Origin of the sequence: Gryllotalpicola protaetiae, from assembly GCF_003627055.1 — a bacterium.
Classification (GTDB): domain Bacteria; phylum Actinomycetota; class Actinomycetes; order Actinomycetales; family Microbacteriaceae; genus Gryllotalpicola; species Gryllotalpicola protaetiae.
Window position 1 is genome coordinate 1,651,476 of the sequence record NZ_CP032624.1, and the last position, 16,684, is coordinate 1,668,159.

Sequence of the window (16,684 nt, forward strand, 5' to 3'; positions counted from 1 at the left end):
CGCGGCTCGCCCCGCGCCATGCCCGTTTCGTCAGGAGTTGTGCGCAGCCGCGGCCCGATAATCAGGGCATGACCGAGTCGACGCCGCCGCGCGGCCGGCCCCTCGCGTTCGACCGCGACGCCGTCGCGGCGACGGCGATCGGGCTCTTCGGCGAGCGCGGCTATGACGCGGTCAGCATGGACGACATCGCTCAGAGCGCCGGTGTCAGCCGCCGCAGCCTGTTCCGCCATTTCGCGTCGAAGGCCGAGCTGATCTGGGACGGCTTCGCCCCCGTCGTGCGGGCGCGCAGCGAGACGCTGGCGGGCGCGGCATCCCTCTCGCCCTTCGCCGCGCTCGAACGCGCGACGCTCGCGGGCGCCGACGCGCTGCCCGACCTCAACGCCACCCGCACCCGCCTGCGGATCATCGCGACCCACCCCGAGCTGATCGCCTTCGGCTCGGGCCGCATGCACACCGGTTCACTCACCCTGATCGACTACCTGCTGACGCGCGGGCTGGAGCCGTTCGCCGCGCGGGTGCTTGCCGACGGCTTCACTGCCGCGGTGTTCGACGCCTACCTGTACTGGGCGACCGAGACGACGGATGCTTCGCCTCGGCGCACCCTCGAGCGCGCGCTCGCCCTGCTCGCCCGGCTTTCCGACGTCGACTAGCTGCCGAATTCGGCAGCGCCTAGATCGCCGACCACCCCGTGTCGTTCGCGAGCACGGCGCCGTTGACGTTCGACGCGTCATCGGAAAGCAGCCACACGATCGAAGACGCGAGCTGCTCGGGCTGGGCGAGGCCCGGCACGACCACCTGCATGAACGGACCGATCGCTTCGCCGGCCAGTGCCGACTTGAACTCCGCCTGGATGTTCGTCTGCACGGCGCCCGGCGCGACCGTGTTGACCCGGATGCCCTTCTTGCCGTACATGACCGCCGAGTTCTTGGTCAGACCGATGACGGCATGCTTCGACGCGGTGTACGCGGCGCCCGCCGCCGAGCCGCGCAAGCCCGCCTCGGAGCTCACGTTCACGATCGAGCCGGCGCCGGCCTCCAGCATGCCAGGGATCACCGCCGCCATCAGCTTCGCCGTCGCCGTCAGGTTCACCGCCAGCACGAAGTCCCACTGCTTCCAGTCGATCTCGTGCGCGGGCTGGAACGAGTCCATAACGCCGGCCACATTGGCGAGGCCCCAGACCGGGCCGCCCGCGGCGTCGACGATGCGCGCGATGTCCTCGTCCTTCGTGATGTCGCCGGCGACGGTCACGATATCGAGGTCGGGGTGCTCGGCCGCAAGCTCATCGAGCCGCGCGACGACGACGTCGGCCGCGACGACCTTCCCGCCCTCTTCCGCGATCCGCACAGCGGTCGCCTTCCCGATGCCCGAACCGGCCCCCGTCACGATGACCGTCTTGCCTGCGAAACGCTCTTCCGCCACGCCTCTACCTCTTCCTCTCGGTTCCACATTAATTATGGCATCAAGTGCCAGAAAGAGACTGAAAGGCCCGGCCTCAGTCCCGCTCGTAGACGCCGTCGAGGCGGCCGCGCGCGACGACGCGGCCTGACCCGTCGAGCGCGAACAGCTGGAACACGTAGTGGTGCGGTCCGTGTCCGGGGATCGGCCGCGGGCCGTGCCAGCCGCGGATGCCGCCCTGCGCAATCGCCGTCGTCTCCGGCGCGATCTCGGCGACGCGCGCGTGCGTGATCGCCACGGGCAGCGGCACGTCGTGGTCCTGCACGATCAACGTGAGCGACGCAGCACCTGCCGGCACGCCGGTCCACGCCAACGCGGGCGAGACATCGCCACCGACCCCGCGACCCGCGGTCGACTCGGGCATGTGCTCGAGGTGCCCGAACGCAGGACTCGTCAGCACGATCGTCTCGGGCCCGGCGAATTCGGGGCGGAACCAGGCGAGGCGGCGCTCGCCGGCACGGCGGTTTCGCAGCGCGCGCCCGAGGCGAGTCGAGAGTCCAGGCATCCGTCAATCTCCTATTGTCAGGTAAACTTGCAAGTTAGGCTTACTATATAAGCATGAGCCAGCCCATCGAACCCGAGGACCTCGCCGGGCGCATCGGCGACATGCTCGCGGCGGTGCGCCGCGCGATGCGCAGCGGCCGTCAGCTCGGCGACCTGCCGCCGCGACACGAGGCCGCTCTCGCATGGCTGCGCCGCAAGGGGCGGCTGACCACGGCGCAGCTCGCGCGCTACGAGCAGATCACCCCGCAATCGATGGGCGTGGTCGTCGCCGAGCTCGTCGAGAAGGGCCTGGTGGTGAAGGCGAAGGACCCGAACGACGGCAGGCGCGAGCTTCTCGTCGTGACCGAGGCCGGCATCGAGGCGGTCGCACAGACCGACGAGAGCCGGCACGCCGACCTCGTCAGGCTGCTCGCGACCAAGCTCAGCGACGACGAGCGCGAGCTCGTCGCGCGCGGACTCGACGTACTCATGAAGATCGAAGAGGAGAGCAAGTGACGGCGACCCCCGCCCAGACCGGCACCGGGAAGTTCACCTGGCGCTTCGTCACTCCTCTGCTGATCGGCCCGGTTCTCAACCCGATCAACACGAGCATGATCGCCGTCGCGCTCGTGCCGATCAGCCACGATCTGCACGTCACGACCGCGGTCGTCGTGTGGCTCGTCGCGGGACTCTACCTCGCCAGCGCGATCGCCCAGCCCACGATGGGCAAGCTCGCCGACGTCTTCGGCCCGAAGCGCGTCTACCTCGTCGGCCTCGTGGTCGTGCTCGTCGCCGGCATCCTGCCGAACATCTGGCACGACTTCTCCGCCGTCCTCATCTCGCGCATCCTGATCGGCATCGGCACCTCGGCCGCCTACCCGTCGGCCATGTCGCTCATCCGCGACCAGAGCGCGCGCCTGGACCGCCAGACCCCGCCCGCCCTGCTCTCGGGCCTGTCGATCGCCAGCCAGACCGTCGCCGCCATCGGCCCGGTGCTCGGCGGTTTGCTGATCACGGGATTCGGCTGGCAGTCGATCTTCCTCGTCAACATCCCGCTCGCAGCCGTCGCACTCGTCACCACGATCATCTGGGTGCCGAGCGACACGACGCGCCCGCTGCGCACCGGGCCGAAGCCGACGCTGCGCGACATCGACCCGATCGGCATCGTGCTGTTCGGGGGCGCGCTCGCGTCGCTGCTCGTCTTCCTGCTCGACCTCAGGATCGACACGCTGTGGCTCGTCGGCGTCACCGTGGTGCTCGTCGCGGCCCTCGTGTGGTGGTCGCTGCGCAGCACGCATCCGTTCGTCGACATCCGCATGCTGCGCCGCAACGGCGCGCTCAGCCGCACCTATCTGCGCATGCTGCTCATCTACTTCGGCGCGTACACGATGATGTACGGCTTCAGCCAGTGGGTGCAGGGCTCGGCCGGCTACTCGGCCGACCAGGCGGGGTTCATCCAGCTGCCGACGGCGGTGCTCGCCGCGCTCACCAGCGTCGCGGTCGCCAGGAACCGCCGGCTACGGCTGCCGCTCGTGCTGTCCGGCGCGATCCCCTTCCTCGGCGGGCTGCTCATCGTCTTCCTCACCCACGCCAGCCCACTGTGGATGCTGCTGCTCGTCGCCGCGTTCTTCGGCGTTCCGCAGGGACTCGCCTCGGTGAGCAACCAGCAGGCGCTCTTCCGCCAGGCGCCGGGCGACCAGCTCGGCACCGCGTCCGGCCTGTCGCGCACGGCGGTCTACCTCGGGTCGATCCTGTCGTCCGCGGCGATCGGCCTCGCCTTCCCGCATGCGCCGACGGATGCCGGCCTGCACGGCCTCGGCATCACGATCGCCGTCGTGGTCGGCGCCGCAGCGGTGCTCGCGCTGATCGACCCCGCGCTCAGGTCGCGCAAGTCCGCCGATTCAGAGCGTGTGGGTGACGGCCTGCAGGCCGAGTGACGACAGGGCGACCAGCACCCACAGGCTCGCGCCCAGCACGAGCGGCCGCAGCCCCGCCTGCTTCAGCACGCCGATGCGCGTTCCGAGGCCGATTCCCGCGAGCGCGACGGTGATCATGAAGCTGCCCAGTTGGCTGAGATACGGATGCCAGGACGCGGGGATCACCCCGAGAGAGTCGACCAGCACGGCCACGAGGAACCAGATCAGGAACATCGGCACGACCTTGTTCCAGGCGAGACGACCGGGCTGTTCCGCGGACGTGCCGGCCGCCGCATCCGCCCGCACCGCCTTCACCGCCTGCCGCCGTTTGTAGAGCGCCAGCGCGATCGTGATCGGGATGATCATGAGCGTGCGCGTGAGCTTCACCACGATGCCGTAGGCGCCGGCCGCCGCGCTGAAGCTGAACGACGCCGCGACCACCGACGAGGTGTCGTTGATGGCGGTGCCCGCCCACAGCCCGAAGGAGTGGTCGCTCATGTGCAGCGCCCGCCCGATGAACGGGAAGGTGACCACCGCGATCACGTTGAAGGTGAAGATGGTGCCGATCGCGTAGGCGACATCGGCCGACTTCGCACGGATCACCGACTGGGCCGCCGCGATCGCCGAGGCGCCGCAGATGCCGGTGCCGACGCCGATGAGGGTGCGCAGGTCGCCGTCAAGGCGAAGAGCGCGGCCGATCAGCCACGCGCCGAGCAGCGCGATCGCGAGCGTGCCGAGCATCACCGGCAGCGAATGCCAGCCGGTCTGCAGGACTTCGACGATCGACAGGCCCGTGCCGAAGACGACGACGGATGCCTGCAGCACGTACTTGCCCGACCAGGCGGCACCGGCTTCCGCCACCGTGCCCGGCTTCAGGAACGCGGCGATGACCGCGCCGATCACGATGCCGAACACCGGGGCGCCGACGACCGGGGCGAGCGTGCCGAGTCCGGTGGCGACCAGCGCGATCGCAACGCAGAGCGCGAGACCCGGCAGCCGCTTCTTCATCGTCGCCAGGGTACCGCGTAGGCCCAGGTCCGATTTCCGCCATCGGGGGCGTTGCCCTGCCTCCATGATGGATAGATGAGCAGCGCAGCAGACGGCTCAGCCGTCATCGACCCGGAGGTGGCGTACCGTGCGGCCTCGGGCCGCGACCCGCGCTTCGACGGGCGCTTCTTCCTCGGCGTGACGACCACGGGCATCTACTGCCGGCCGTCGTGCCCCGCGCGCAAGCCGCTGCGCCGCAATGCGGTGTTCTTCCCGAGCGCCGCGGCGGCCGTGGCCGCCGGTTTCCGCGCGTGCAAGCGATGCCGCCCCGACTCGCTGCCCGGGTCGCGGCACTGGGACGCGAGCGGCGACCTGGCGGCGCGCGCCGTGCGGGCGATCCGCGACGGCGCGATCGACGAGCTCGGCGTGGCCGGGCTCGCCCGGCGGCTGTCGGTCAGCGAGCGGCACCTGCACCGGATCCTGATCAGCGAGGTCGGCGCCTCGCCCGTGCAGCTCAACCGCACCCGCCGCGCGCAGACCGCCCGCACCCTCATCGAGCAGACGAGCCTCGGCCTCGCCGACATCGCGTTCGCCGCCGGGTTCGGAAGCGTGCGCCAGTTCAACGACGTCATGCTCGGCGAATACGGGGTGGCCCCGTCGGCGTTGCGGCGCCCGGCAACCCGGGCCGCAACCCCCGATGACGCGCCCGCCTCGGACGCCGCCCCGACCATCGTGCTGCGGCTGCGCCACCGGGCGCCGTACGACGACGGGGCGATGCGGGCGTTCCAGCGCGCACATGCCATTCCCGGCATGGACCTCATCGGCGCCGACGGCGCCTTCACGACTCCCGTTCCTGCAACGCACGGCCCGGCGCTCGCGACCGTCGACTGGGCGGCCTCGGGCGATGAGCACCTCACGGTGCGCATCCGCCCGGCCGACATCGCAGACCTTACCGGCATCGTGGCGAAGCTGCGGCGCTGGCTCGACCTCGACGCCGATCCGCAGCTCATCGCCGACGCGCTCGGGCATGACCCGGTCATCGGGCCGCTCATCGCCGCGCGGCCCGGCCTGCGCACCCCCGGCTCGCTCGACGGCCCGACGACCGCGATGCTGACGGTCGTCGGCCAGGCCGTGTCGCTCAAGGCCGCCGGCGTGTTCGCGAGCCGCCTGGTCGGCACGTTCGGCGCACCGGTCGGGGAGTCCGGCCTGCGCGCGTTCCCCACCGCTCAGACCGTCGCGGACGCCGGCGCAGAGGCGCTGCGCGAGATCGGCCTCACCGGCTCTCGAGCCGCCGCACTGCATCGTCTCGCGGGCGCGCTCGCCGGCGGCCTCGAGCTGAGCCCTGCGGCCGACCGAGCCGAGGCGCGCCGCGAGCTGCTGGCGCTGCCGGGCATCGGCCCGTGGACCGCCGACTACATCGCCCTGCGCGCCCTCGGCGACCCCGACTCGTTCGCTCCAGACGACCTCGTGCTGAAGAAGTCGCTCGGCGCGAAGACCGCGCGCCAAGCATCCGTCATCGCCGCTGCCTGGTCGCCGTGGCGCAGCTACGCGGCCATGCACCTGTGGACCGCGTCGGCCTATCTGCCCTGAGCAAAGGCTCAACTCTCGCCGGTAACCTCGGGGAGTGACCCGAGCGCTTCGACGGATGCCCGGCGCGGCCGCCGCCGCGCTGGTGTCGCTCGCCCTCGCGCTGACCCTGGCCGCCCCGGCCGCCGCCGCCCCCGGCCGCTCTGCCACCCCCACCCCGGCGCCGACGAAATCCGCCGCGGCAAAGGCGCCGACCTGCCCCGACTACGAGTTCATCGGCGCGCGCGGATCTGGCGAAGACAACGGGGTGCCGGCGAAGAAGCGCTACACCTCAGCGAATCCCACGCTGGGCATGGGCGGCCCCGTCTCCGACGTGTTCAAGCGCATCCAGGCCACGGCCGCCGCGAACGACACCACGATCACGCCCTATCCCGTGCCGTATCCGGCCGTCGGCATCGACGCCGTCAGCACCGACGCGCTCGTCAGTGGCGACCTCAGCGCGTACTCGAAGTCCGTCGAACTCGGCGCGCACGCCGCGGCCGCCGAGCTCGACCGGCTCAGTCGCAGCTGCCCCGAGACTGGCGCCATCGTGTCGGGTTACTCGCAGGGCGCGCAGACGATCGTCGAGGCGGTGCTGTCGGCGACGCCGAACGCACGCAAGAGCATCGTCGCCGCGGTGTTCTTCGGGAACACCTACTTCGCCTCGTCGGACACGGCCGACGACTACGGCAGCTTCGCACCGGGTCTCGATGGCTATCTGGTGCGCACCAGCTCGGCGGGCGGGTCGGCCGCTGCAGGCTCCCCGGCCGACGGTGATGGCACAGCCGCCTCGTCGTCGCCCTCATACGGCACCGGAAGCACCGATTGGGCTGCGAAGTTCGAGGGCGCCCCGATCTTCGACTACTGCCACGATGGCGATCCCATCTGCGGCCTCGTCGACGAGCGCACGATCGACGGCGTCGCCTACCCGGTGCGGGACTTCGCGCACATCGTCGCGAGCACCGGCGACGCGAGCGGCAGCCCGAGCGTCCTCACCCATCACACGACATATCAGCGCGGCGACACCGCCAACGCCGCGCAGCAGCTGCGTGTCACGCTGGGCCTGCCGCTGCTCGCGGCGGCCAAGCTGAACGCCCAGTTGACGGGCCCGCAGACCGCCGAGGTCGGCACCCTGACCCGCTTCAACGCCGGCGGCAGCCTGAGCGACCCCGCCGACCCGATCGTCGACTACCGGTGGACGATCGACGGCGGCACCGCCGCGCAACGGCAGTTCACCACGACCGACCCTGTGATGTCCGCCACCTTCCTCACCCCGGGCGCGCACACCGTCTCGTTGCGCCTGACCACGGAAAGCGGAGCGCACGCCGTCACGTCGACGCACCCCATGGTCGTCGCCGCGGCGACCGCCGCCCCACGTGCCCCCGCCAAGATCACCGCAACGGGTGGCGACGCGTCGGTCACCCTGAGTTGGCCGGCCGTCACGAGCGCTGAGTTCTATACGGTGACGGATGCCAAGGGCAAGCTGCTCACCGCGTTCACGCCCCTCGTGACCGGCCAGCAGACCGTGTCCTGGACGGACGGCGGCCTCAGCAACGGCAAGGCCCGCTCATACCGCGTATATGCCGTGAACAGCATGGGAGCCAGCACCGCTTCGAAGCAGGCCGACGCGACGCCGAAGGCCGCAGCTCAGCGCGCCACGGGCGCACCGGTCAGCCTGCCGACCCCGGCCACGACCCTGGTCGACCCGGAGCTCACCTGGTCGCTCGGGCTTGGGCTGATCGTCGTCGCGCTGGCACTCGCCTTGATCAGGAGCCGGCCGCCCCGCCCGCGGAGAACCCCTCGCCGGTGACGTCCCAGCGGTGGTGCACCGCGTCGTGCAGGAAGTAGCTCGCGAGGGTCTCGACCGTGAACACCGAGCCGTTGCTGCGACGGCCGCTGCGCCCCAGCGACGAGTCAGGCACGGCCTCGAACGCGTCGGCGAGGGCGAGCCCGGCCGTGGTGAGGTCGATCACCACCCGTGAAGGGTCCTGGCTGTTGTAGTCCTGCTCGACCGCGGTCTCGTCCTGGTCCCAGCTTGCGAACTCGGGGTCGCGGAGGACGAGCATGAGGTTCAGCCGTGCATGCATGATGCGGAACACGTCGCGCACATGCGCCGCGTATTCGAGCGGCGACCAGGTCGAGTCATCCGGCCGCACGTCGACGTCGACGACGCCGGAGATCGCGCGCTGCCACGCGCCGACGTTCTCGCGTGTCAGCCCCGGTACGTCCCGGTAGCCGAAAGCGGCCGGGTCGAACCCGCACTCGGGGCAGGGGCGCTCGAGCACCCAGGTCCAGTCCTTGTCGTCGGGAGTGATCGGCATTCGGCCAGTATGGCAAGTCGCGCCAGACCGGGGACCTCCGCGACAGGCATCCGTCGCTGATCAGTCCAGTGTCAGTAATCCGGCCCGATCGACGCGATCGCGGCGAGCGCGGGATCTGCGGGGGCCGCCGCCGCATTGCACCCGGTCTCGGACGGCAGCACCGCGGCGAGCTGATCGGCGGTCCACGGCAGGCCGATCGCCGGCTGCGTGTGCCCGGCGCCCGCCGGCGCCTTCGACCCGATCGAGGCGAGCTGCAGCGCGACCAGCCGGGCGAAGTTCGCTCCTGGGGTCGAGTTGTTCACCATCACGACGACCGTGAGCCCCGACTTCGGGTCGCTGTAGGCGGCGGTCGCGAATCCGGGGACGGCGCTCGCGTGCCCGATCAGCGGCCCCATCTTCTCGACGCCGAGGCCGTACTGCGCCCATGAGGGCATCGCATCGGACATGTTCACGACCTTCTGCTGCTGCGCCGATCCGCCCTTCGCGAGCAGAGAGCCGGCCGCCACCGCGTGCACCAGCGACGCCGTGTCGTCGAGGTCGCTCACGAGTCCGCCTGCCTGCTGCAGCGCCGACGGCGAGAGCGCGGTGTCGTTGTCGAGCACCGAGCAGTTCGTCGCGCCGGTGACGGGGTCGCGGTCGGCCGCGTACCCGATCGGCGCCGGCGACGGCAGCTTCGTGCCCGTCGGAAGCGTGGTCGTCTCGTCGATGCCGAGCGGGCCCGTGACATAGCTCGTGTAGAGCGACTGCCAACTCGTGTGAGTGGCGGTCTGCAGTGCGAGCCCGAGCAGCACGAATCCCGCGTTCGAATACGACCAGGTCTGGCCCGGCGCGCCGACCCGCGCCTGCCCGAGCCCGCTGTTGATCAGCTCGACCGCGTCCCAGCTGCGGCCCGGGTTGGTCACCATCTGCGGCGCCAGGCCGTTCCAGTAGTCCGCGAAGCCCGACGTGTTCTGGCACAGCGCGCCGAGGGTGAGCCCGTTGAGGCCGACCATGCGGGGCAGATACGTCGACACCTCGTCGTCGAGCCGCACCTTTCCCGCCTCCGCCAGCTTGAGCAGCACGGTGCAGGTGGCGGTCTTCGTGATCGAGCCGATGCGGAACGACGAGTCCAGGTTCATCGGGGCGGCGCCCTTGTCGCGCGACTCGGTGCCGGAGGCGGCCGTCCACGTGCCCGCCCACGGCGCCCACACCCCGGCGATTCCGCCGCTGCCGCCCGAGAGCTTGACGGCGTTGTCGAGGGCGTCCTGCAGCTGCTTGGCGGTCGCGTCAGGCATCCGATCGCCTGCCTCTGCCCCGATCGCCGCGACACGCGCGCCGCCCGCTCCGCTGCCGCAACCCGCGAGCAGCAGCGCGCTCAGCCCGAGCGCGATCGCGGCGAGCGCGCGTTTCGCGCGCCGCCCCCTGACACCTCGAGGCGCCATGCACCACCCCTCGTGCAGCATCAACCTGTCTGCCGAGTCTATGCGCGCGTCTACGACAATAGACAGGCGAACGGATGCCTGGGCCGGCGCCGTTACGAAGCCGTGACAGCCATCCGCGGGGCCCTCCCCGCATCGGCCATAAATCGCTCGACATCCTTGTCGACCCAGATGTCCGCAGGCCGGAGCGGCCTCGTCAGATAGAGCCCCTCGAGCGCCGTGATGCGGCTCAGCGCGACATAGGTCTGCCCGGGGCTGAACGCGCGCGAGCCGAGGTCGACGATCGCCTGGTCATAGGTCTTCCCCTGCGACTTGTGGATCGTCACGGCCCACGCGAGCCGCAGCGGGAACTGCGAGAACTCGGCGACGACCTCTTTCTCGAGCTTCTTGGTCGTCGGGTCGTAGCTGTACTTGTGCCGCTCCCAGGTCGCGGGCTCGACGTCGTAGCGCACGCCCTCGATCTCGACCTGCACGTCCTCCTTGATGCGCGTCACGGTGCCGATCGACCCGTTCACCCAGCGCACCTCGCCCTGGCCTTGCGTGTCATTGCGCAGGAACATCACCTGCGCGCCGACCTTCAGCTCGAGCGCCTCGTCGGCGGGATAGTTGCGGCCCCCGAAGTCGCCGGAGATCTCGGCCTTCGCGGTCTGCAGCCGCCCGGGCAGGCGCCCGAGCTGCACCTGGTTGATGCGGTTCACGGCATCGTTGCGGCTCGCGAGGGTGATCACCCCGTCGGGCGGCGCCGGCCGTGCGCCAGTGGCGTTCAGGCGGTCGGCGATCTCCTTCGTGACCATGCCATGGCGCACCGCGTTGAGCATGTATTTGAACTCGGCCTCGTGCTGCCGGTGCACCTCGGACAGTTCGACGATGCGCAGCTCGGCGTCCCGCCAGACCTTCGCGTCGAAGAACCACATCGAGCGGTAGGTGTCGGCGAAGTACTCGCGCTCCTCCTGGCTGCCGGGCACCGGCGCGAGCTGGTACGGGTCGCCGAACAGCACGACCTGCACGCCGCCGAAAGGCGACTGCCGCTTGCGCGCCTGGCGCAGGCTGCGATCGATGGCGTCCATCAGGTCGGCGTTGACCATCGACACCTCGTCGATCACGAGCGTGTCGATCGTGTTGAGCAGCTTCTTCAGCTCGTCGGACTGGTCGATCGCGTGGTCGGCGATCACCCCGATCGGCAGCCGGAACAGCGAGTGGATCGTCTGCCCGCCGACATTCAGCGCCGCCACGCCGGTGGGCGCGCTGATGACGAGCTGCTTCTCGGTGTTCCACGCGAGGTGGTTCAGCAGCGTCGATTTGCCCGTGCCGGCGCGGCCGGTCACGAACACGTGCTCGCGCGTCTTCTCGATCAGGTCGAAGACGGCCTGCTGCTCACGAGACAGGGTGGGGGACACCGATACAGATTAGTTCGACGGATGCCTCACGCCCCGCTCATCCACAGGCCACGTCGCCCGCTTCTCAGCCGCGGGACGAGTCGCGCTCAGCCATCCGCTGCAGCATCGCGTTGTACTCGTCGACGTCCGCGTTCCCCGATCGGTCGGATGCCCGGTCCTTCCGCTTCGTCTCCCTGGCGTCGCTGCGGCTCCACTGCACGGCGACGACGATCGCGAGCACGAGGGTCGGAAGCTCGCCGATGCTCCATGCGATGCCGCCCGCCAGATACTGGTCCTGCATCGGGCTCGCGCCCCAGGTGCGCCCCATCGCGCCGAACCAGTCGGCGAGGAACAGCCCGGATGCCGTCATGATGGTGAGGCCGAAGAACGCGTGCACCACCATCGTCCCGAGCAGCAGCACGAGCCGGAACGGGTAGGCGAGCCGGAACGGCACCGGGTCGATGCCGATGAGCGACTGCACGAAGAGGTAGCCGGTGATGAGGAAGTGCACCGTCATCCACTCGTGCCCGAGGTGGTTCTCGGTCGCCCAGCGGAAGAGGGGCGAGTAGTAGAAGACCCAGAGGCTTCCGACGAACAGCAGCGCGGCGATGAAGGGATTGGCGAGGACACCTGCGATGCGGCTGTGCACCGCGAGCAGTATCCACTCGCGACCCCCGCGGGAGGCATCCGTTCGCTTGATGATCGCGCGCGCGGCCAGGGTGACGGGCGCGCCCGGCACGAGCAGCAGCGGCACGACCATCATCAGCGCCATATGCATCGCCATGTGCGCGGAGAACAGGTAGTCGACGTAGACCGCGACACCGCCGTTGGTGATGTATGCCAGCACGAGCATGCCCGCGACCCAGCTCACCGTGCGACCGAGCGGCCACTTGTCGCCACGACGGCGCAGGCGCAGCACTCCGGCGACGTAGAAGTAGATGCCGAAAACGGAAACCAGCAGCCAGATCGGGTCGACGTTCGCGCCGACGATCAGATTGTGCAGAGTCTCGGCGGGCGGCAGCGGCTGGCCCGTCAGGATCTCGGCCGGCGTCGTGCCGGTCGCGACCTGCTTCACGGGGGTCGCGGTGCGGGCGAGCGCGGCCGCGATGCCCGAGGCGAACCCCATGAACGCCAGCTCGGTCGTGACCATGATCCAGAACGGCCCGCGGCCGGCGCTCGTGCGCAGCCGAGCGATCAGCCAGCGGCGCTGCAGCACGCCGAACATGCCGAGCAGGATCAGCACCGTCGCCTTGCCGATGATGAGCACGCCGTACGGGGTGAGCAGGTTCGCCCAGGTGCCGACCCGCAACTGAGCGTTCAGGAACCCGCTGAACGCGACGACGATGAAGCAGATCAGCGCAAGGCTCGAATAGCGCGACAGCACGGTCGGCAGCCGTTCGCCGCCAAGCGCATTGCGGATGAGCACGAGGGTGAGCAGGCCGCCGATCCAGACCGCGGCGCCGATGATGTGCAGGGCCAGCGAGGTGATCGCGAGGTTGTGACCGCTGGTGCCGGCGGCGTGACCCTGTAGAGCGATCGGAATGAGCGCGCCGATCGCGAGCACCGTCACGAACACGAGGCCGACCTGGTTGCGCACCGCGAAGCACAGCACGGTCGCGGCGGCGGCCGCGAGCGTGGTGATGCCCCAGGCCTGGCCCAGCGCGATCTGGGTGACGAACTGCAGGAACTGGTTGCTGAAGTCCTGGGTTCCCGCGAGCGGGGTTCCCGTCGCGTCGCTGAACGACAGCACAGTCACGATGCCCGATGCGATGGTCATGATCGCGGCGGATGCCGCAGCCACATCGACCGCCCTGTCGTATTCCGGCTTCGTGGGGCTGAGCGCGAAGAGCGAGAGCAGCAGCGCGCCGATCACACCGGCCGACGAGAGGTCGACGACGAGCTTCGAAACGGGCAGGCCCCACCGCACGAGCGGGCCGGGGTCACTGAGCGCCAGTGGGGCGCTGCCGCCGCCGAACGCGAGCGCCGCCAGAATCGCGACGAGCGCCGTGGCCACGAGGACGATGGGCCCCGCGACGCGCTGCGCTCTGTTCACCGCACCAGCGTAGTTCCGCGCACCTTTGAGCTTCCCGCGCCCTGTCTCCCGAACCCGCCCGAGGGGTCATTTCGGGTCCTCTTCAGGCGCGCGCGACAACCCGAGCTGCGCCCTCGGGGTGCTTCGGTCCACACGAAAAGGGCGCCCACCCTCAGGTGAGCGCCCTTTCGGTGAAGCGGTCTTACTTGACGGCGGCCTTGAGCTTCGAGCCAGCGGTCAGCTTGACGCGCTTGCCGGCCGGGATCTTGATCTCGGCGCCGGTCTGCGGGTTGCGGCCCGTGCGGGCGGCGGTTGCGGTGCTCTCAGCGGCGAGCCAGCCGGGGATCGTCACCTTGCCGCCATCGGCAACGGTCTTGGCGATCGTGGCGAAGAAGGCGTCGATGACGCCGCCGACGACGGTCTGGCTCTGGCCGGTCTCACCGGCGACCGCGGCGACCAGCTCGGTCTTGTTCAGCGACTTGTCAGCCATGGGGTGTCCTCCTCGGACTACTGCTGCGTCAGCAGCGTGTGTTCAGTGATGAAACGGTTGGCTCATAGAGAGGCCCGTCTTCCGACCCCCTCCAGCCACGGCCAAAGTAGCATCACATCCGCGGAATCTCGCGGAATTTCGGCGTGTTGCGGCGGTGAAAGGATGGGTTCATGGCGCCTTTTGACGAGCAGAACCCCATTCGGACCACCCGCGGAAGCGTCGCGATCGTCAACGCGCGGCTCGTGCCCGTGGCATCCGCCCCCATCGAGAACGGCACGATCGTGGTCGTCGACGGGGTGATCCAGGCCCTCGGAGCCGGGATCGAGGTACCCGACGGCATCGCGGTCGTGGACGCAGGCGGCAGGCCCGTCTACCCCGGCTTCATCGAGGCGCACGGCCACCTCGGCGTGCATGAGGAGGCCGAGGGCTGGGCGGGCAACGACACCAACGAGATGACCGACCCGAACGGCGCAGGGCTGCGCGCGATCGACGGCATCAACATCGAGGACGAGGGGTTCCGCGACGCGCTCGCCGGCGGAGTGACCAGCGCCGTCATCAAGCCGGGCTCGGGGAACCCCATCGGCGGCCAGACCGTCGCCATCAAGACGTGGGGCGGTCGCACGGTCGACGAGCAGGTGATCGCAGATGCCGTGTCCGTGAAGTCGGCCCTCGGCGAGAACCCCAAGCGCGTGTACGGCGACAGGAAGCAGCTGCCCTCGACGCGCCTCGGCGTGGCAGCCGTCATCCGTAACGCGTTCGTCGAGGCGCAGAACTATCGCGCCAAGCGCGACGCAGCGGCGGCCAAAGGCGAGCCCTTCGACCGCGACCTCGCCAAGGAGACGCTCGTGCGGGTTCTCGACGGCGAGCTCGCGTGGGACCAGCACACGCACCGCGCCGACGACATCGCGACCGCTCTGCGCCTCGCCGACGAGTTCGGCTATCGCCTCGTGATCAACCACGGCACCGAGGGCGCCGAGCTCGCCGACGTGCTCGCCGAGCGCGACGTTCCCGTCATCTTCGGGCCGTTGTTCACAACGCGCTCGAAGGTCGAGTTGCGCAAGCGCGCGATCGCGAACCTCGGTCGGCTCGCGGCCGCCGGCGTGCGCGTCGCCATCACCACCGACCACCCGGTCGTGCCGATCAACTTCCTGATCCACCAGGCGTCGCTCGCTGTGAAGGAGGGTCTCGACCCGGTCACCGCGATCGAGGCGCTCACGGTCAACCCGGCGTCGTTCCTCGGCCTGCGCGGTCGCGTCGGCGCGCTCGAGCCGGGCCTCGACGGCGACCTCGTGATCTGGTCGGGCGACCCGCTCGACGTGAACTCGCGCGCCGAGCAGGTCTTCATCACGGGAACGCGCGTGTATTCGTGGGATGCCGCGGCGGGCGCTGCCGTCGTGGAGCGCTCAGCCCGCTTCGCCTAAGCCGCTGGCTGGTGCGCCGCGACGATCGCGGCGAGTGCCGCGGTCGTGTGGTCCTGCGTGGCGTAGGAGCCGCCGTAGTTGAACATCAGCTGGACCCACGAGCCGTCGACGATCGCGTCTGCCCAGCAGTACTTGCTGGAATCGACCTGCTGGCACCTGTAGGCCGCCTGCGTCGCGCCGGGCACGACGACCGCCGTGCTGGTGGTGTCCGGGGTCTTGCCGAGGTACGGCCACACCCAGTCGGCGCCCCGGACGACCTCGAACGAGAACGTCGGCGAGGTGCCGTCGGCCGCAGTGGCTGTCGAGTCCCACGAGCAGTTCAGCCGGTCGGCGTTGAACGCGAGCGTCAGTGGCGTGTCCTCGTCGCCCGTTCCGTTTCCGCTGATCCAGCTGCCCGCGCCGAACTGCTGGGTCAGCGCCGCGGCACCTCCGAGCGACGAGCAGTCCGTGATCGACCAGGCCGTCGGCGACGGCTTCCAGGCGGCGGCGGGCGAAGTGGCGGCAAGCGCTGTCGCGACAGAGTGCGCTGCGGCGCTGAGCAGTGCTGTCGCCTGGTCATGGGAGAGCGGTGTCCCGCTCGGCTGGCCGCTGAATCCGACGAAGAACCAGACCGGCCCGACCTCCGCCTGCGCACTGCAGAACAGCGGGTCGTCGTCGCACCTGCCCGCGGAAGCGTCACCGATTCCCAGAGTCGTGCTTCCACTCGAAAGCAGGCCGGCGATCGTGGATGCCGCATCCTCCGAGTGATCGACGAGCACCGTCACCATGGCCGTCGGTCCGTACTGCGCCTCGTCGGTGCCGTTTCCCCACACGCAGTGCCGGACGCCCTCCTGCATCGCGCTCGCGGTGATCGTGTCTCCGAGACCTAGGCGCACGCTGTCAAGTGAGTATCCGGAGCTCGGCGCAGTCGTCCCGGCGTAGCCGAGCGCCGAGGGCGACAGCAGCTGATCACACGCCAGTGCGATCCGCGAACCGGGCTGAACCGCCTCAGGCGTGGCGCTCGCGGTCGCGACCGGGCGCGGCGGGTGGGTGTGCGCCGGCTGCGCAACGGGCTTCTGTGTCGTGCACCCCGTCAGTGCGACCAGCGCGATCAGCGCGAGAGCCATTCCGAGTTGCCGCGTGCGCACCGTGTTCATGGCTCGACGCTAGCGATCGCGCGCATCGAGGATTGGCCGTTCTCGGTAACGAATCGGCGCGTTCTGCAACGGTTCGATCACGC

The 16,684-nt window shown here is 70.1% G+C and carries 15 protein-coding genes; 6 read left to right on the forward strand and 9 right to left on the reverse strand.

Annotated elements, in window-relative coordinates; translation table 11 throughout:
• Positions 1–68 precede the first annotated feature (68 nt).
• Positions 69–650: a TetR/AcrR family transcriptional regulator gene (locus D7I44_RS08080; RefSeq protein ID WP_120789028.1), complete on the forward strand. Its 582-nt coding sequence runs from the start codon at positions 69–71 to the stop codon at positions 648–650.
• A 19-nt stretch (positions 651–669) separates the two neighbouring features.
• Here the strand turns inward: D7I44_RS08080 and D7I44_RS08085 are convergent, their stop codons facing one another.
• Both D7I44_RS08085 and D7I44_RS08090 read right to left on the reverse strand, forming a co-directional pair.
• Complete coding sequence (locus D7I44_RS08085; RefSeq protein WP_120789029.1) at positions 670–1,419, reverse strand: SDR family NAD(P)-dependent oxidoreductase; 750 nt, start codon at positions 1,417–1,419, stop codon at positions 670–672.
• A gap of 73 nt (positions 1,420–1,492) precedes the next feature.
• Positions 1,493–1,960, reverse strand: a complete 468-nt coding sequence (locus tag D7I44_RS08090) for a YbhB/YbcL family Raf kinase inhibitor-like protein (protein WP_120789030.1) — start codon at positions 1,958–1,960, stop codon at positions 1,493–1,495.
• Positions 1,961–2,013: 53 nt separating this feature from the next.
• Between D7I44_RS08090 and D7I44_RS08095 the strand changes: the two genes are divergently transcribed.
• The gene (locus tag D7I44_RS08095; protein ID WP_120789031.1) at positions 2,014–2,454 is read left to right on the forward strand and encodes a MarR family winged helix-turn-helix transcriptional regulator; all 441 of its coding nucleotides are present in this window, start codon (positions 2,014–2,016) and stop codon (positions 2,452–2,454) included.
• The gene (locus tag D7I44_RS08100) at positions 2,451–3,875 is read left to right on the forward strand and encodes an MFS transporter (RefSeq protein ID WP_120789032.1); all 1,425 of its coding nucleotides are present in this window, start codon (positions 2,451–2,453) and stop codon (positions 3,873–3,875) included. Before D7I44_RS08095 ends, D7I44_RS08100 begins: the two co-directional genes overlap by 4 nt.
• On the opposite strand, the gene D7I44_RS08105 is transcribed toward D7I44_RS08100, so the two are convergent.
• Complete coding sequence (locus D7I44_RS08105) at positions 3,840–4,862, reverse strand: YeiH family protein (protein ID WP_162940145.1); 1,023 nt, start codon at positions 4,860–4,862, stop codon at positions 3,840–3,842. The two genes, D7I44_RS08100 and D7I44_RS08105, sit on opposite strands and share 36 nt — an antisense overlap.
• Positions 4,863–4,937: 75 nt before the next feature.
• On the opposite strand from D7I44_RS08105, the gene D7I44_RS08110 reads away from it, so the two are divergent.
• Together D7I44_RS08110 and D7I44_RS08115 are read left to right on the forward strand one after the other, a co-directional pair.
• Positions 4,938–6,431 carry an Ada metal-binding domain-containing protein gene (locus D7I44_RS08110; RefSeq protein ID WP_120789034.1) on the forward strand — a complete coding sequence of 498 codons (1,494 nt, stop codon included), beginning with the start codon at positions 4,938–4,940 and terminating at the stop codon, positions 6,429–6,431.
• A 34-nt stretch (positions 6,432–6,465) separates the two neighbouring features.
• Positions 6,466–8,217 carry a cutinase family protein gene (locus D7I44_RS08115; protein ID WP_162940146.1) on the forward strand — a complete coding sequence of 584 codons (1,752 nt, stop codon included), beginning with the start codon at positions 6,466–6,468 and terminating at the stop codon, positions 8,215–8,217.
• Here the strand turns inward: D7I44_RS08115 and D7I44_RS08120 are convergent.
• From D7I44_RS08120 to D7I44_RS08140, 5 genes are all read right to left on the reverse strand, one after another.
• Positions 8,174–8,728, reverse strand: a complete 555-nt coding sequence (locus tag D7I44_RS08120; protein ID WP_120789036.1) for a DinB family protein — start codon at positions 8,726–8,728, stop codon at positions 8,174–8,176. The genes D7I44_RS08115 and D7I44_RS08120 overlap by 44 nt on opposite strands.
• Before the next feature lie 71 nt (positions 8,729–8,799).
• Complete coding sequence (locus D7I44_RS08125) at positions 8,800–10,149, reverse strand: serine hydrolase domain-containing protein (protein WP_162940147.1); 1,350 nt, start codon at positions 10,147–10,149, stop codon at positions 8,800–8,802.
• A gap of 92 nt (positions 10,150–10,241) precedes the next feature.
• Complete coding sequence (locus tag D7I44_RS08130; protein WP_120789038.1) at positions 10,242–11,543, reverse strand: ATP-dependent DNA helicase; 1,302 nt, start codon at positions 11,541–11,543, stop codon at positions 10,242–10,244.
• Positions 11,544–11,607: 64 nt separating this feature from the next.
• Entirely contained in the window at positions 11,608–13,575 is a 1,968-nt protein-coding gene (locus tag D7I44_RS08135; protein ID WP_120789039.1) for a bifunctional copper resistance protein CopD/cytochrome c oxidase assembly protein, read from the reverse strand.
• Positions 13,576–13,756: 181 nt separating this feature from the next.
• Positions 13,757–14,044 (reverse strand): HU family DNA-binding protein, encoded by a 288-nt coding sequence (locus tag D7I44_RS08140; protein WP_120789040.1) that lies wholly within the window; start codon positions 14,042–14,044, stop codon positions 13,757–13,759.
• Positions 14,045–14,214: 170 nt separating this feature from the next.
• Between D7I44_RS08140 and D7I44_RS08145 the strand changes: the two genes are divergently transcribed.
• Entirely contained in the window at positions 14,215–15,465 is a 1,251-nt protein-coding gene (locus D7I44_RS08145; protein ID WP_120789041.1) for an amidohydrolase, read from the forward strand.
• Here the strand turns inward: D7I44_RS08145 and D7I44_RS08150 are convergent.
• Entirely contained in the window at positions 15,462–16,601 is a 1,140-nt protein-coding gene (locus D7I44_RS08150) for a hypothetical protein (protein WP_120789042.1), read from the reverse strand. The genes D7I44_RS08145 and D7I44_RS08150 overlap by 4 nt on opposite strands.
• Between the last annotated feature and the right edge of the window lie 83 nt (positions 16,602–16,684).

What these genes read in the sequence shown, in the direction of transcription:
- D7I44_RS08080 (WP_120789028.1), top strand. Translation starts at nt 69, where the DNA reads ATGACCGAGTCGACGCCGCCGCGCGGCCGGCCCCTCGCGTTCGACCGC.
- D7I44_RS08090 (WP_120789030.1), bottom strand. Translation starts at nt 1,960, where the DNA reads ATGCCTGGACTCTCGACTCGCCTCGGGCGCGCGCTGCGAAACCGCCGT.
- D7I44_RS08095 (WP_120789031.1), top strand. Translation starts at nt 2,014, where the DNA reads ATGAGCCAGCCCATCGAACCCGAGGACCTCGCCGGGCGCATCGGCGAC.
- D7I44_RS08105 (WP_162940145.1), bottom strand. Translation starts at nt 4,862, where the DNA reads ATGAAGAAGCGGCTGCCGGGTCTCGCGCTCTGCGTTGCGATCGCGCTG.
- D7I44_RS08110 (WP_120789034.1), top strand. Translation starts at nt 4,938, where the DNA reads ATGAGCAGCGCAGCAGACGGCTCAGCCGTCATCGACCCGGAGGTGGCG.
- D7I44_RS08120 (WP_120789036.1), bottom strand. Translation starts at nt 8,728, where the DNA reads ATGCCGATCACTCCCGACGACAAGGACTGGACCTGGGTGCTCGAGCGC.
- D7I44_RS08125 (WP_162940147.1), bottom strand. Translation starts at nt 10,149, where the DNA reads ATGGCGCCTCGAGGTGTCAGGGGGCGGCGCGCGAAACGCGCGCTCGCC.
- D7I44_RS08140 (WP_120789040.1), bottom strand. Translation starts at nt 14,044, where the DNA reads ATGGCTGACAAGTCGCTGAACAAGACCGAGCTGGTCGCCGCGGTCGCC.
- D7I44_RS08145 (WP_120789041.1), top strand. Translation starts at nt 14,215, where the DNA reads ATGGCGCCTTTTGACGAGCAGAACCCCATTCGGACCACCCGCGGAAGC.
- D7I44_RS08150 (WP_120789042.1), bottom strand. Translation starts at nt 16,601, where the DNA reads ATGAACACGGTGCGCACGCGGCAACTCGGAATGGCTCTCGCGCTGATC.